Genomic DNA, 15,274 nt, shown 5'->3' on the forward strand with positions numbered 1-15,274 from the left:
ATCCCAAAAACCGGATCCATTTCTTAAGGCAAATGTTCTTTTCGTTCATCTATTCTTCTTTTCCTGTAATTGCACGGATCACCAAAAGTGTTCCTGTCATCAGCACAATACCGATTGGCAGACAGATCCATGCGTTCTGTACAAATCCTGCAATGATATAAGTCACAAATGATACTGCTGCCACAGTCATAGCATATGGAAGCTGTGTCGATACGTGATTTACATGATTACACTGCGCTCCGGCTGACGCCATGATCGTCGTATCAGAAATTGGCGAACAGTGGTCGCCGCATACCGCACCTGCCATGCAGGCTGAGATAGAGATGATCATCATCGTTTCATTTGTTCCCTGGAATACAGCAACTACGATTGGAATCAAAATTCCGAATGTTCCCCAGGAAGTTCCGGTCGCAAATGCAAGGAAACAACCCACCAGGAAAATAATTGCCGGGAGGAAATTCACAAGTCCTGTCGCAGCCGTCTCCATAACTCCTGCCACATACTCTGCTGCACCAAGACTGTCTGTCATAGCTTTCAGTGTCCATGCAAATGTCAGAATCAGGATTGCCGGCACCATAGCCTTGAATCCGTCTGGAATACATGCCATAGAATCTGTAAACTTCAGAACTCTTCTAAGTGCATAGAAAATAACCGTGATCACAAATGCGAAGAAGCTTCCAAGCATCAGTCCGACTGACGCATCACTGGCTGAAAATGCTTCTACAAAACTAACGCCACTGAAAAATCCTCCGCTGTAAAGCATTCCGATAATACAGCAGCCAATCAGTACAAGAATTGGAAATACAAGATCGATCACACCGCCTTTTTCTTCAACTACATCATCCTGTGCATCTGCGTACGGTCTGTCCGGTGTAGTATAGATATCTCCTCTTAATGCATTATCTTCATGGACACGCATTGAGCCATAGTCAACCTTTAACACAACAAGAAGAACCATGGTCAGGATTGTCAGAAGTGCGTAATAGTTAAATGGAATGGCACGGAGAAAAATGGAAAATCCGTCCTCTCCCTCTACGAATCCGGTAACTGCCGCCGCCCATGAGGAAATCGGTGCAATGATACATACCGGGGCTGCCGTAGCATCAATCAGGTAAGCTAACTTCGCTCTTGATACCTGATGCTTATCTGTGACTGGTCTCATAACACTTCCAACGGTCAGGCAGTTAAAGTAATCATCAATAAAAATCAAAACTCCAAGCACGATTGTCGCAAGCTGGGCTCCGATTCTTGTCTTAATGTGTACGCTCGCCCAACGGCCAAATGCAGCGGAACCTCCTGCTTTATTCATCATGCACACCATGATTCCGAGAATCACAAGGAATACTAAAATTCCCATATTATAACTGTCTGTCAGAACCCCTACAATACCATCCTGAAATACATGAAGTACTGTATTCTCAAATGAAAATCCTGACCAGAAAAGTCCTCCGATCACAATTCCTACAAATAAAGAACTGTAAACTTCTTTTGTGATCAGCGCCAGCACGATCGCTACAACCGGTGGCACCAGCGCCCAAAAAGATGCATACATTTTTGGCACATACTCTGTTGTCTCTTCTGCTGCAAAAACTGTGACAGAACTCATAGCCAGCATCAGAAGACAAACTACAGCCCCCCAGGCTGCCAGTTTTCTCTTTTTCAACATAATCTCTACTCCTTATGTAATTTAATATTTTCGGAATAAAGCTCTGCCTGGTTACATCTTTTCTACCACAGATCTTATACCTGTTTTTCATACCTGTCATGAAACATTTTCCCATTTTCATGTCAACTATAAATCTAAATAGAAAAACCGTGAATGCATCTGCGTCGTGCACTCACGGTATAATTCATCAGTCCAAATATCCCGTTCTTTCTCCTTACGGTCTATTCTTTATTATACTCTGATAGCGCTCCACCGATGTGACAGTTCGCAGCATATTCTGCCACGCCCCAGAAAATGTACTTGGGATATTACATTTTCTTCGGCGGTCTCCCCTTTCATGTCCGGCAGCTTCCCAAGCTGTCGCCGATCATTACTGATGAATCCCGCACCTCTATCAAGCAAATTCTTTATTCACATAGTATCTTTTTATCACCTATGTTAAAAAAAGTCAATCCTTTTTCTTATACTTTTATCGTTACTTTTTTATCATTTTTTATTATTACTGTTTACTATACTTTTTCTACCCGGCATGGTACAGATTTAATAAGTACAAATCCTGTCATCGGATCTGCATAGTCCAGACTACACAAATCATTGACATTTCCATTTTTCCAAGGTTCTGCCATATAGGCGCTTCCACCCCCATGTGGAATATGTATTGCATGTCTTGCAATGCCACGGATTTTCGCTTTAAATGTTCCGTCTGCGAATGGCGTTATTACTTTTACCATGTCGCCATCTTCGATACCAATTTCTTTTGCATCTTCCGCATTGATATCTACAAACGGATACGGTTCAATCTCAGCAATTTTATCCAGATTTGCCCCAAACACACCCATACGGTTATTGCTTCTTGCTCCACTTGTCATAGTAAATGGATATTCTTTACCAGCAAGTTCCGGAATTGAACGAACATCCTTATACTCTGGATATGGGACAAATCCATTTTCCTCCAGAATTGTAGAATAAATTTCCAGCTTTCCGGACGGTGTCGGGAATCCCGGTTTTCCATCTGCTCTTAACTCACCTGTCTCATATTTCTTATAATGCTTTTCTTTTTTCTGGTCTGCACTTGCCCCAAAATCTCCTGCATATGGCGCAGTTCCACTAAGAAGCCAGCTTCTAAGTTCTTCTTCTGTCTGTGGAAGTTTATCACCAAATCCAAGTTTTTTGGCAATTGCTCCCATAATTAACACATCGTTTTTAGATTCTCCGACTGGCTCAATCAGGGGTTCCACAATATGTGGTCCTTCTGGTCCTGGTACAGCTTTTGGCACTTCGAATAACGAACAGGCCGGAAAAACTACATCTGCATATCGGGCATCTTCTGTAAAGTAACGATCCAGAACGATCAGGCAATCTAATTTTTTATATGCTTCACGCCAGCTTTTACTATCCGGGAATGACAATACCGGCGATCCTCCTAAAATCATAAGTCCACGGACCGGGTATGGCTCGTCTTCTAATACTGCTTTCGGAAAACGCGAAAACTGTCCCAGACCACTGAATTTATAAAATAACGGAAATTCATCTACTCCGATTGGTTTGTCATCTTCTGGTATTTCAAAAAGCTTCGGAGTCTCCAGTCCTTTTGCATTCAGATAAATTGCACCCGGCGCGTCCAACTTCCCGGTAATTGCCCACAATACAAAGATTGCACGGTTATTTTGAATTGCACTGAGCTGATATTCCAGACCCGTATAGGCAACAAGCGGAATCTTTGCAGTAGAGCAGAAAATATCTGTCAGCTTTTCAATATCTGTCACGGAAATGCCACACCATTTTGAAAGCTGCTCCATTGTCTGTGTATCCAGATAAGCTTTAAACTCTTCAAATCCTCTTGTATATTTCTCAATAAATTCATGGTCATAACGTCCACTGTCTATAATCAGTTTCAGCATCGCAAGGGCAAGTGCTCCATCGGAACCCGGCGTAATCGAAATCCACCAGTCTGCAATCTTGCCAAGTCCTTCCTGCCTTGGATCTATCACGATCAATTTTGCTCCTCGCTTCTGAGCTTCCTTAATACGATGCAACATCACCTGCGGGCCATCGTCACTGGCAGAGTTTTTACCCCATGAGATAATATAATCACTTTCTTCAATCTCCTGCACCATCATTCTCGTATTCAGACCCATAAGTGTTCCAGGCGTCACTGTACTGGAAGCCAGATTACAGATGGATGCACAATTCATATCATTGACGGAACCCAGATTTATAAGAAATTTTCCTTTGCCGCTTCCATCACCTTTGCCACAAAGTCTTGTTACAGGAAGCCCTAAAATACCTCGTCCATAGTAAGATGCCAGAGATCTGCCGCCATATGTATCTGCGGTTTTTTTCAGTAATTCCGCAGCTTTGTCAACAGCTTCTTCCCAACTGCACTCGCGGAATTTTCCTTCTCCACGCTCGCCAACTCTGATCAATGGACGTTTGATACGCTCCTCCCCATAAAGAATATCTGGTACCAATGCTCCTCTCGGACATAATCTTCCTTTCGGAGATTCTTTATCTGGTTCTGCTTTCACAATTTTCCCATTTTCAATAGCATAAACTACTGCACAGCCGCCCTGACATAAACCACAGATTCCTTTTTTTACCATGATGCTCCGCTCCTTTTTTAATTACTATTTATTTTATCAGCTACATTAGTTTTATTGTACTACTGTATCAAAATGCTCGCATAATTGCCAGTTTAATAAATTCCCCCTGCATCTTAAAGCTCCTGCTCTTTTGTCAATTCTCCTTTTTTCATCCAATAACATTTGTCCGCATAATTCATAAAATCTCGATCATGAGTGCTTACTAATATGGCAACGCCATCTGCAACCATTTTTTTAAAATATTTCATAATAATCTCTGAATTTTCTGCATCCAAGCTGCTTGTCGGCTCATCTGCAATCACCAGTTTCGGCTGTTGATAAAATGCTCTTGCAATTGCCACACGCCGCTGTTCTCCACCTGACAGATTGTACGGATATTCACTCATCATATCCTGGATACCCAAAAGTTCTACCAGATTTTCCATATCTTCTTTTGGCTGTCTCTTCTTTTTCCCTACAGAGACTGGAAGCATAATATTTTCTGTAACAGTCAAATTAGGTAACAGATTCTGTCCCTGCATGATGTACCCCAGATCTCCTCTTCGCAATTCTGAAAGTTCTACTTCTGTCATGCTTTCCACTTTCTGACCCATCAATTCAATACTGCCCTCTGTAGGTTTCAAAATTCCCGTCAACATATGAAATAAAGTAGATTTTCCGCTTCCTGACTGTCCCATGATAACCGAAAGTTCATTTTCATTAATTTTTACATTCACCTGATTTACAGCATAGAATCTTCTGTCACCCCGGACAAATTCTCTACTTAAATTTTCTGTCTTTAAGATCATGATTCTACCTCCTGGATCAGTTTATATGTCTCCATTCTGCTGACGCGTATTGCAGCATACAATGTAGCAAGTAAACTGACAACAACCGCAAGCAAAATACTCTGCAATGCTAATACTGCATATCCTTTGATGGCAATATTAAAATAAGTAAGATGAAGCTTTTCTATAATAATATCGCTGAAAAGTAATATCCCTCCACCCGAAATCATGACACCGAGTACTCCACCGCTTCCTCCAATGATACCGGCTTCCAGTAATAACATTTTAAAAATCTGACTCTTATGTACTCCGACCGAAATCATGGCTCCAAATTCTTTCAGTCTCTCATTTACTGTAATATTAAAAATGCAGACCAATGCAAGAATCGCCATCACAAACAAGAGCATGATTAATACAGAACTATAGGACTGCATCTGATTTAAAGTGTCTGTAACATTTCCGGACATTGCTTTTGCTGTATAAGCTTTTAGTCCGGATGCACGCATCTTTGTATTGATTGTATCTGCAACTTTCTTAGAGGTCGTTCCATCTTTCACTTTTATCATAACCAATGATACATAATTCTGCGGATCCGTAAGATCTGTCACATATTTCATCTGGAAACTATTAAATAATGTATCGGCTGTATTCACATCCATAAAAGTACAATTGTCATAACTGGTTCCAGTCTCCTCCAACTTTGCCGCAATCGTAAATGGTTCATTAAAAAAGGAAATGGTTCCCCCGATTTCGGAATTAATCTTACTTCCCACTACCACTTCTCCTTTTTTCAGTTTCTGTATGTGATTTTCTGCAAGCCATGACTTCACAATAAAATCACTGTCTGAGTCAAATGCAACAATCTGTACCGGAACAGAGCAGCAAGCTGCGTCCAGAGATGTAATATATAATTGTGGAGACATTTTCTCGATACCATCAATCGTTTTGATATCATCCATCAGGGAACGGTCAAAATAAAAACTGCACTGCCCTCCTGAAAACAAAGAGTCGCTCAGATCAGCCTCATACTCAGCCGGAGCTACAATGACATCTGCTCCAATCCGGTCAACAGTCTTATCAATGCACTGTCTCATACTCTCTGTCAGGATCCGGCTGACAAAAAGTGTAGCAGACAGGATCATTACAAGCAGGATCAAAAATATTGTTCTCGTTTTTCGATGCTGCAGATTTCTTCCCGCCAGTCCATATACAGTCAATGGTTTCTGTTTCATTTTCTTTTCTCCTTCATAACTGAAAAGGGAGAAGCCTTCGCCCTTATACAAAGTCCAAAGCTCCTCCACTTTCTATCGTATATATCTAATTATTTAGCACTTTCTTTTGATGCAAGTGGCTGCCATGCTGTCTCTACTACTTTGTCTACTGTCCAGTCAGAACTAATAATTCCAGCTTTAATATAGTCTTCTGCAACATTCTCAATTGTCTTCTTAGTATCATCATAGGATACAGACCAATTCTGCTGATCAAGCATGTATTTTGTAAGCTCAAGATCACCAGATACCATTCCTTCATCTAACATAATCTGTGCCGCTTCGTCTTTGTTGTCATAAATGTACATATACGCATCCATTACGCATTTTGTAAGTACCTGAGCCATGACTGGATTCTCTTTTACGAATTTACCCTGCATAGCAAGTACACAACATGTCTCATCTTTAAAATCATCGTCCCATGTGATTGAACGTAAAACTTTTAATGTACCGTCATCTACGAATTTCTTAGCGAAACGGTCACTTAACAGGCAGGCTTTAATTTCACCAGACTGCAAGGACTGAATCGCCGCACTTGACTCAACCTGTACACATGTAGCTGCATCAGATTTTAATCCGTCTGCAAGGAAGAAACGAATAATCATATTATGAGATGATCCACCGATTGGGCTATCCATACCTACTGTAGTTCCCTCTAAGTCTTTTGTTGATTCAATTCCGGAATTCGCAAGTACATATAAAGATTTACATCCTGTCTGAGCACTTCCTGTAAATACAATATCCATTCCATTTGTAATTGGCACGAGCATATGCGCAATATGATGTACTCCCATCTGCGCCTTACCAGATCCAAGAGCCTCTGTAATCTCAGTTCCTGCTGCGATATCTACATTAATTCCCCATTTATCATAGTACCCCAGTGCCTTTGCCATGTGAGTTCCACAAGTACAATCTCCTCCATCATACTCCGCTGTGATGGTTGTTCCCCATGCTGGTTCTTTTTCCATAGCGGCTTTAATCTCATCATCTGTCATCTTACTGATATCTGCCACCTCTTTATCAGTAGATTCCTCCTGTTTTGTAGATTCTTTTGCATCTGATTTGTCTGATGATAAATCAGATGTATTTCCGCATGCTGCCAATGAAACTGTCATCACACATGCAAGTAATGCTGCAAAAACTTTTCTCTTCATACTTTTTTCTCCTTTTTCTTTTTTGCATTTACATTGCTGCTATTTATATTTATTCGAAAATAAATATCTCCTTTAATGATCCTCGTGATGTTTTAAATCAAGCATCTGTAAGATCCTGTTCCTATAAGCCTGGAACTCTTCGCTGTTTCTTTGCTTCGGCTCTGATAATTCAATCGGAATATCTGCTTTTACTCTTCCAGGTCTTGGCTCCATGACAAGTACCCTGGTTCCCATATAGATAGCTTCCTCTACATCATGAGTTACCATAACAACTGTCTGTTTCTGCTCTCTCCAAATATTCAGAATCTCATCCTGCATATTCATACGGGTAAATGCATCCAATGCTCCAAGAGGCTCGTCCAGAAGTAAGATATCCGGATTATTAATCAGCGAACGTACAAGTGCTACTCTCTGTGCCATTCCTCCTGACAGCTGATGTGGATAATCCTTACGGAACTCCTCCAATCCTACCATCTTAAGCATCTTTTCCACTTTTTCTTTATTATACTTTTTCTGCATGCGCAGACTAAAAGAAACATTCTTCTCAATTGTAAGCCACGGGAATAATGTAGCTTTCTGGAAAACCATTCCTCTGTCCGGTCCGGCTCCGGTAATTGGCTTGCCGCCCAGTAATATCTCCCCACTTGTCGGTGGAATCAGTCCTGCAATCAGACGGAGAATCGTAGATTTTCCACATCCACTGGTTCCTACTATACTTACGAACTCACCCGGTTCAATCGTCAGGTCAATCTCTGCCAGCGCATGTGTAATACCATCGCTGTCAATCTTGGCGAAACTTTTAGTTACACCTTTAAATTCCAGGACACGTCCATGTCCCTGCTTCTCCTCCAATGATGCCATCTATTTCACAACTCCTTCCTGCCAGCGAAGCAATATCTTTTTCAAAACATTTAATGCGAAGGCTACAGCTGTGAAGATTACACAAATCAGTACAACCGCCGCATACATCTTGGAATAAATTGCCCATGATTTCTGCCACTGTATGTACCAGCCAAGTCCTGCTTTTGCTCCCAGCATCTCTGCAACCAGAAGTGCTGTACATGCAGAACTCATTCCTTGAGTCATTCCCTGAAGGATGTTCGGCATCGCATGTGGAATTGCCACACGGAATACAAGCTGATATCCTTTTGCTCCAAGTGTCCTTGCTGCTTCCAGATATGCCTTGTCCACATTTTGGATACCATTCTGAGATGCAATCGTCATTGCGAACCATACACCCAGTCCGATGATAAATGCGCTTCCTTTGAAAAGTGAAGATACAAGTACCATAATAATTGGAATCCATGTCGTAGACGGGATAGGTCCGAGTAATTTTATGATCGGTGATACCCAGTAATTAATCTTTTTATTGTATCCACAGGCAACTCCTGTAATCAGTCCAAGGATTCCTCCGATAAAATATCCTGTAAACAACAGTTTCAATGAACCTAGTGTGCTTACCAGTAACAATTTTCTGTCTTCTATAATCGCTACAAGAATAGTATTCACACATGGGAAAAATGGTTGTTTTAAAATGCCTGTTTTTAAGGTCAAAACATCATACAACATAACCACTAATACAATTACCGTATAAAGCGGAGCTTTGTATCTCACTTTTCCAAAGTAACTTTTATTAATGAATCCTCGAATCAGTGTAATCAGATAAAGTGCCAAAAAAAAGCAGACGCAAATAGTAAATATGTGTGGTTTCGGATTTGTTACAATATTGGGCATATTATAGTAAACTAAAAACATAATGATCGCCGCAATAAATGGACAAAAGCAAACCAGTACATCTAATCTACGCTGCATCTTCGTCTTCGGAGCACTTTCCATTTCAAGTAGCTGTTCCCTCGTCAGTTGTCTCTCTTTCTCCATTCCTTTCGCTGTCTCCTTTTTCATAACTAACAAATTTCATATTTATTTTTTACAATCATATATCCATTTTGTACAAAAGTAAAATCTTTTTTTCTCATAAATACATGTAATTATTAATATTATCTATATTAATATAGATCAGTCAGTATATATAACATCATACTTTTCATTCTTTTTAGCGCAAAAATATAGCATTCTTACCAACTTTGCAAAAAATAGGTAAGAATGCTATATTTTTTATCGCTGATATATTAAAGAAAGTATTGTTTTTCTCTATTTCTTATCTTTTATACTAAAAACAATCAAAATTATTCCAGTAATAATTGCTACACCTGCCGCAAATCTTGACCAAGAAGTCATCACATGGCAAGCCATATTAGCATGTGCACATATACCAATTCCAAGTCCTGTATCTGTTGTCACGAGTGCAGCCAGAACACTTATTACAATCGCAACAATGCCTCCCTGTAACTTATTCTTTGCTAAAAACATGACCAATGCATTCACAAGCAGAATAATCCCCAGAATAACAAGTACCTGTCCAGAATAAAAGCAGCGCATATGTGTCTCATTCCCGTTTTCAAGAATCATCATTCCTCCACATGGTTTTGCCCATATCTTCGGTGCTGCTGTCATAATAAATCCTGCCAGCAGATTCACCGCTGCTACTACATTGTCTTTCATTGATGTCTTCATTTTCTTTCTCCTCTCTTCTGTAAAATACATACTGTTTTTAGTTTAACACTCTCTGGCAAAGTCCTCAAATTGTTAATCTCTATATATAAACTTCAGTTATAGATTAAAAGAGCGCTCACCTTACAATCATATAATAAGGTGATGCGCTCTGCTTTCCTGTGAAACTTTCTGTCTGTTATTTTCTTTTTGCATATAACAACTAATGAACAATTACTTTTTTTCTATTTTCTTTTTATATTCGTAAGTCCCGATCATAATTCCTCCACAGATTAACATCAGACCTGCCAGAGTTTTTATATCTGCGCTGTCCCCGGTCTTGACCGTCATACTTTTTTGTTTGGCCTCCGGTTCCTGATATCTGTTCACAAAAACAGGGTCAACTTTCTCTCCTTTTGCATTGTATGCGACAATAAGTGACTGTAGCGTATCTGTCTGTTCATTTCTCATAATATAGACTTCCAGAGAATACTCGGACTGGTCATATGTCCAGTTTTTTCCATCACCAGCCACCTGACTGATCGTATATCTGTACACCCCCGGCTTTTCATACTGAATTTGAAATGCATCTTTCTTTGTTCCTGTTATCTGAACTTTTGAAATCTTCGGCATCGGACTTTGTTCATCATTTTGTTTTAATAAAAACGAAAATATTTCGTTTTGTTGCGAGTTTCCAGTAATTTTTAATTTCACAGGAATATTGACCGTTATCTGCTCCTGTGTATTCTCTACCGCTGTCACATGATTTGTTTCTACATTTGCCATCTGGCTTTCTTCTGCACTTGCTGCATGAATTTTCACTGAAGATAGCATCGCTGTAGATATTAGTGCAAAAACTACCATTACCAGCCACATTTTACTTTTTCCACACATACTTGCCTTCTCTTGTATATTTATCCCCCGCATTTTCTCATTCATTTTCCATCTCCACATATACTTTTCCACTTCCTTCCTCCGAAGCACTGCTGTGCACAATCCTGCATATGAGAACATGTCTTGCATTTGTTCCGCTTGTGGAACAGGTCGACAGTGCTATCATCTGATCTTCCGTCGTAAGTTCTTCTCCTGTTGTATACTGCGCCTGTTCATAAATGCGTTTCAAAAGCTCCTGCCTTTCCGATACATTATCCCACTGGGTTCGATAAATATATTTGTCATATGCATCTACTGTAAGAAACGCAGCTGTTTCCAGGTACAGCACCCGGTCCGGCAGATAAATTTTCCCAGTTGTATTTTTCTGGAAAAATGTTTCATCACTATATTTATCCAGATCACCGAACATTTTTCCTGCCTGCATATGATGCCCCATAAGTACCATATATGGATCTGTAAACTTCCGATTATTCTGCCAGTCCAAAAAGATACTTCCGGATATCTCCGGATTTCCAAGTGCATCCTTATCCAGATATTCAAAATTGTCCTCTCCCTGAACTATTGGATAGTCGATTCCTGTATGATCCATAACAATCCATCCACATACATCCGGATTCATAGCCATAAGCTGACTGAAATTATAAGAAAGTCCTTCTGCCTCGTCTGGTTTATATTCCACCATCGTTTTCAGTGCATTTTCCGAGCCATCTAAAATGCTCCAGTTGTCCCACAGCGCATAACCGGCATAGGCGAGGCAGCATAAAAAAATAACTGCCGCCACGCCATTTACAACCATATCAAGCCCTTTAGTCAGATAATACTCCGGCGTTCGTTCCATCCTTAGATTCTTTTACGACGGAAAAATACGAGACATCCACAAAACGCTGCTGCAAATGCAAGAAGGACTGGGGCAAAATGAAGGATCACACCTGTCGGTGGAGTAACTGTGTCAATATTGGTGTAAGCAACTGTGTTTGTTGCATCCAGATTAATTGTTCCGTTCGCACTCTTACTTTCAACTGCTTTTCCACCATTCACGCTGACATTTGTTGTATCATACCCTTTTGAGTCAGTCTCCTTTACAGTATAATCTGCCCCTGCCGGAAGATTTTTAATTTCAAACGTCTCGCCGTGTTTCAGTGTAAATGTAGTTTCCTCTCCATTTGTCACTGTAACATCTGCTTTGTTTGTAGAATAAGTTCCATCAATTCCATTTACAACAACAGTAAAAGTGAATTCATCATTTTTATTTGCAGCACTTCCGGAAACAGTTTTTGTTATTTTTAAAGATTCTGCATCCGCTTCTGTATTTTCAAATCCTGCCCCTTCACTTTTCTGATTGGTTGCCACACTCGTTGTTGCAATGCCTGATACCTTTAAATTTCCTGTCTGGGATCCGTTATCTTCTGTCTCCCATACAACCTGAACATCTAACAAATAAGACTGATCAGAATATGCAATATTGGGATTGTGTCCCGGATTCTCGCTTAACATGAAGTGATATAACCCCGGAGCTGTAAATCTAATTCCGTCGAATAACTCATCATAAGACAATGTTTCACTGGAGCTTGCTCCGCCTGCTGCCTTTGTCTTCCATGCTGATGTAATCTGCGCCGTCTTTGTGGCATTATTCTGTGTCATTTCACTTCCATTAAATGTCGGTGTGCTCGAAGCATTGGTTCCGATTGCATCAGAACCTGTGTACTCTAATGCAAAATCAAATGTTTCTGAATCATTGAGTAATCCATTTTCTGCAACTGACCAGGTCTTGGCAATCTGCTTTCCAGGGCCAGAATATCCATTAACACTAATTCCCTGTGTTTGCGAATTCGCTGCAAATGCAGTTAATGACATGCCCATAAGCATTGCTGTGGACAGCATAGATGCTACCAGTTTTTTAGTAAACTTTTTCATACCTTACATTCCTTTCCATATTCTAAAGCAACTTTTTTATCTCTTTTTTGATTATATATTTCTCCTTCGGATCACAGTGATAACAAGCCCCCGGATCTCGTTTTTCGATACTGCTCCCAGTGCCCTGCTGTCTCTGGACACACTGTGATCATCACTTAAAATATAATATTGCTGACTTTTAAGCGTTACTTTTCCTGTACCATTTTTATTTCCCGGGTTATACATATCTTCCTGGTTTATATCTGCCTGTGTATAACCATTTATGACAAGCTGTCCGTTCTTCGTAATTTCCACTGTCTCACCAGGCATCGCCGCAATTCTTCCGACCATCTCTACTCCTCGCTTTTCATATACGACTACATCACCTCCCGTATATGAGTCCTGCAGGCGGTAGTATAATAACAGATCTTTGTCACCGATTGCCGGTTTCATATCGCTTCCATACTCAAATGTCACTCCGAACACACACCGGAACAGAAGCACAAGAAAGACCGCAAGAAATACTGCTTTTCTAAGATCACTGCCACGAAGCTTCCGAAGTATCGTTCGCTGCCTTCTTTGCCGGATTACCTCTTCCGTACTACCTGCCCGGTTAGATTGTATACTCTGCTCCATGTTTCTCCTTTAATTGCATGCGAAACTTTTCTTCCTGGATAAAAAAGACTCTACGATACATTTCGTCCAGAATCAGAAGCTTATCCCACACTTCCTGTTCATCAACCAGTCCAAATATTCTGTGAAATTGCATAGTTTCAATAACATGTGCAATATCCTTTACAGATGATGCATGCCTGGCTTTCTGAATCCATTCTTCATTTTTCCTCTTGTTCTTATTCTCCTTTTTGTTCTGTCTCATACATTTCTCTTTCTTCTGGCATATCCATATCCCAATGCCAGCACTGCAATACAAAGAATCAGCACATATGGAAAAGTCATCATGGCAATGCCTGTCACCGGCTGCTGCTCCATCTGATTTGTAAATGCAGCTGTAACATTCGTATTGTCAATATTAAGCAGGATGCCATTCTCCTGGTCATATCTCTCATCAGCACCATTTACAGTAACAGAAGCCCAGTAATCTCCACTTTCTTCTTTGATCCTAACGTCTCCAGATGTGATCTGTTGTATCGTAGCTGACTCACCATTTTTCAGAACAACGCTGGCATTTCCTGACTGATCAAATATAATCTGTGAGGCATGTGTCTGTGAACAATTCTGGGTTCCATTATAAATTACATCGAATGTCTTTCCTGCCAATCTGGATGCAGTCAGTGTAAATGTAAAATGTTCGGCTGGATTTGCTGCACTGCCTTTTATAATTTTGGAAATGGTCAAATTGACCGGTGTCACATCTTCTACTTTCATCTTCATCCGGCTCAGATAATAGGTATTCCTCGAAACAGTCCGGTAAGAAAACTTGTTATTTGCCGGATCCACATGATAAATACCTGCATAATCTTTATCTGCCCCATCTATCTTTGGCGTGATAGTCACCCGCCATATCCGCCCATCTTTGTCGTAGTTCAGAACAATCCGGTCTTTTTCCTCTGTCAGATATTGATAATTCGTTCCACCAAGTGCTTCTTCCACTTTTGTTTTAAAATCTGCATAAGTAACACCTGGAAGTTTTTGTTCATTGGAAGAAATTGCAAATAATGCCTGATCATTCTGATCATATAGCTCTACTACATAAACCGGTGGATCTTTCTTCAGAATTCCGTCAATATGCCAGCCATCATTCTCCCGTTTCAGGACATAACCGACAAACATATTGCTTCCAAATACATTTTCAAACTTCTTCTGATCCGTACTGCTCATGGCCTGAAAAATTGCCTGCTCCCAGAGATTCGTGGCATTTTGCACCCGGTTCGCCTTTGTCTTATCTCCCGGATTCCAAGACTCATCACTGTCAATAGAATAGTAGATGTACCATGTCCGATCATAGTCTTTTATATAAGTTTTTACCGGCTTTTTATTCAACTGATCCAAATCCACCGTAACCGTAAAATATGGAGTATTGTTACCCGAAGGTCCAAACTCACCCGCAGTAAAAGCTTGGTTTATCTTTTCTGGTATCGCATTACTATATCTCAGATATACTTTTGCAGTAATCTTACCTGTAGCAGGATAATTATCTGCAAGTACTGCAATATCCTGGTCATCCTGCATCGTATTGTCAATCTGATTTTCATCTATTGTAGTAGCATTTTCCTGATCTGGCACCGCCTCCTCTACAGCCTGTACAGAACTACTGTCTTCCTGTGCATCTGCCGCCAATACCTTCATCTGTGACGGCATCAGAAGGCAGAGCCCGAGGAGTAATGAAATCAAACATCTTCTTCCTCTTTTTTTCATGTCTGTAACTCCCTTTCTGTTTTTCAAAACTTTGTTTTTTCAGCCTGCCTATATATATCCTATGAAGAAAGTTTCCAGATTATTCCTAAAATGCCCAAATATT

At 40.4% G+C, this 15,274-nt stretch carries 14 protein-coding genes and 1 riboswitch; all 14 genes read right to left on the reverse strand.

From position 1 onward, the window contains the following. Nucleotides 1–49: 49 nt before the first annotated feature. Complete coding sequence (locus G593_RS0109985; RefSeq protein WP_029731599.1) at nt 50–1,666, reverse strand: Na+/H+ antiporter NhaC family protein; 1,617 nt, start codon at nt 1,664–1,666, stop codon at nt 50–52. A gap of 234 nt (nt 1,667–1,900) precedes the next feature. After that, a riboswitch (Lysine riboswitch) is annotated at nt 1,901–2,068 on the reverse strand. A gap of 107 nt (nt 2,069–2,175) precedes the next feature. Then, a complete protein-coding gene (locus G593_RS0109990; RefSeq protein ID WP_029731600.1) occupies nt 2,176–4,269 on the reverse strand; it encodes a molybdopterin-containing oxidoreductase family protein in 2,094 nt (697 codons plus the stop codon). Nucleotides 4,270–4,382: 113 nt separating this feature from the next. Then, nucleotides 4,383–5,057 carry an ABC transporter ATP-binding protein gene (locus tag G593_RS0109995; RefSeq protein WP_029731602.1) on the reverse strand — a complete coding sequence of 225 codons (675 nt, stop codon included), beginning with the start codon at nt 5,055–5,057 and terminating at the stop codon, nt 4,383–4,385. Next, nucleotides 5,054–6,268: an ABC transporter permease gene (locus tag G593_RS0110000; protein ID WP_155961792.1), complete on the reverse strand. Its 1,215-nt coding sequence runs from the start codon at nt 6,266–6,268 to the stop codon at nt 5,054–5,056. Before G593_RS0110000 ends, G593_RS0109995 begins: the two co-directional genes overlap by 4 nt. A gap of 89 nt (nt 6,269–6,357) precedes the next feature. After that, on the reverse strand, nt 6,358–7,458 hold the full coding sequence (locus G593_RS0110005; RefSeq protein ID WP_029731604.1) for an ABC transporter substrate-binding protein: 1,101 nt from the start codon (nt 7,456–7,458) through the stop codon (nt 6,358–6,360). Between the two features lie 72 nt (nt 7,459–7,530). Beyond that, on the reverse strand, nt 7,531–8,319 hold the full coding sequence (locus tag G593_RS0110010; protein ID WP_005337228.1) for an ABC transporter ATP-binding protein: 789 nt from the start codon (nt 8,317–8,319) through the stop codon (nt 7,531–7,533). Beyond that, nucleotides 8,320–9,336, reverse strand: coding sequence for an ABC transporter permease (locus G593_RS0110015; RefSeq protein WP_029731607.1), 1,017 nt, complete (start codon nt 9,334–9,336; stop codon nt 8,320–8,322). It abuts the gene before it with no gap. A 273-nt stretch (nt 9,337–9,609) separates the two neighbouring features. Further along, nucleotides 9,610–10,032 carry a DUF4418 family protein gene (locus G593_RS0110020; RefSeq protein ID WP_029731608.1) on the reverse strand — a complete coding sequence of 141 codons (423 nt, stop codon included), beginning with the start codon at nt 10,030–10,032 and terminating at the stop codon, nt 9,610–9,612. A 210-nt stretch (nt 10,033–10,242) separates the two neighbouring features. After that, nucleotides 10,243–10,947 (reverse strand): Spy0128 family protein, encoded by a 705-nt coding sequence (locus G593_RS0110025; RefSeq protein ID WP_029731609.1) that lies wholly within the window; start codon nt 10,945–10,947, stop codon nt 10,243–10,245. Then, nucleotides 10,940–11,740, reverse strand: coding sequence for a class B sortase (gene srtB, locus G593_RS0110030; RefSeq protein ID WP_029731610.1), 801 nt, complete (start codon nt 11,738–11,740; stop codon nt 10,940–10,942). Before srtB ends, G593_RS0110025 begins: the two co-directional genes overlap by 8 nt. 2 nt (nt 11,741–11,742) lie before the next feature. Beyond that, a complete protein-coding gene (locus tag G593_RS0110035) occupies nt 11,743–12,816 on the reverse strand; it encodes a DUF7601 domain-containing protein (protein WP_029731611.1) in 1,074 nt (357 codons plus the stop codon). 51 nt (nt 12,817–12,867) lie between these two features. Further along, on the reverse strand, nt 12,868–13,431 hold the full coding sequence (gene lepB, locus G593_RS0110040; protein WP_029731612.1) for a signal peptidase I: 564 nt from the start codon (nt 13,429–13,431) through the stop codon (nt 12,868–12,870). After that, the gene (locus G593_RS0110045) at nt 13,409–13,672 is read right to left on the reverse strand and encodes a hypothetical protein (protein WP_005337216.1); all 264 of its coding nucleotides are present in this window, start codon (nt 13,670–13,672) and stop codon (nt 13,409–13,411) included. The genes lepB and G593_RS0110045 overlap by 23 nt, the downstream gene beginning before the upstream one ends. Beyond that, a complete protein-coding gene (locus G593_RS0110050; RefSeq protein WP_029731613.1) occupies nt 13,669–15,171 on the reverse strand; it encodes a DUF7601 domain-containing protein in 1,503 nt (500 codons plus the stop codon). The genes G593_RS0110045 and G593_RS0110050 overlap by 4 nt, the downstream gene beginning before the upstream one ends. Nucleotides 15,172–15,274: the final 103 nt, after the last annotated feature.

It is taken from the genome of Dorea sp. AGR2135, from assembly GCF_000420885.1.
In the GTDB taxonomy this organism is placed as follows: domain Bacteria; phylum Bacillota; class Clostridia; order Lachnospirales; family Lachnospiraceae; genus Dorea; species Dorea formicigenerans.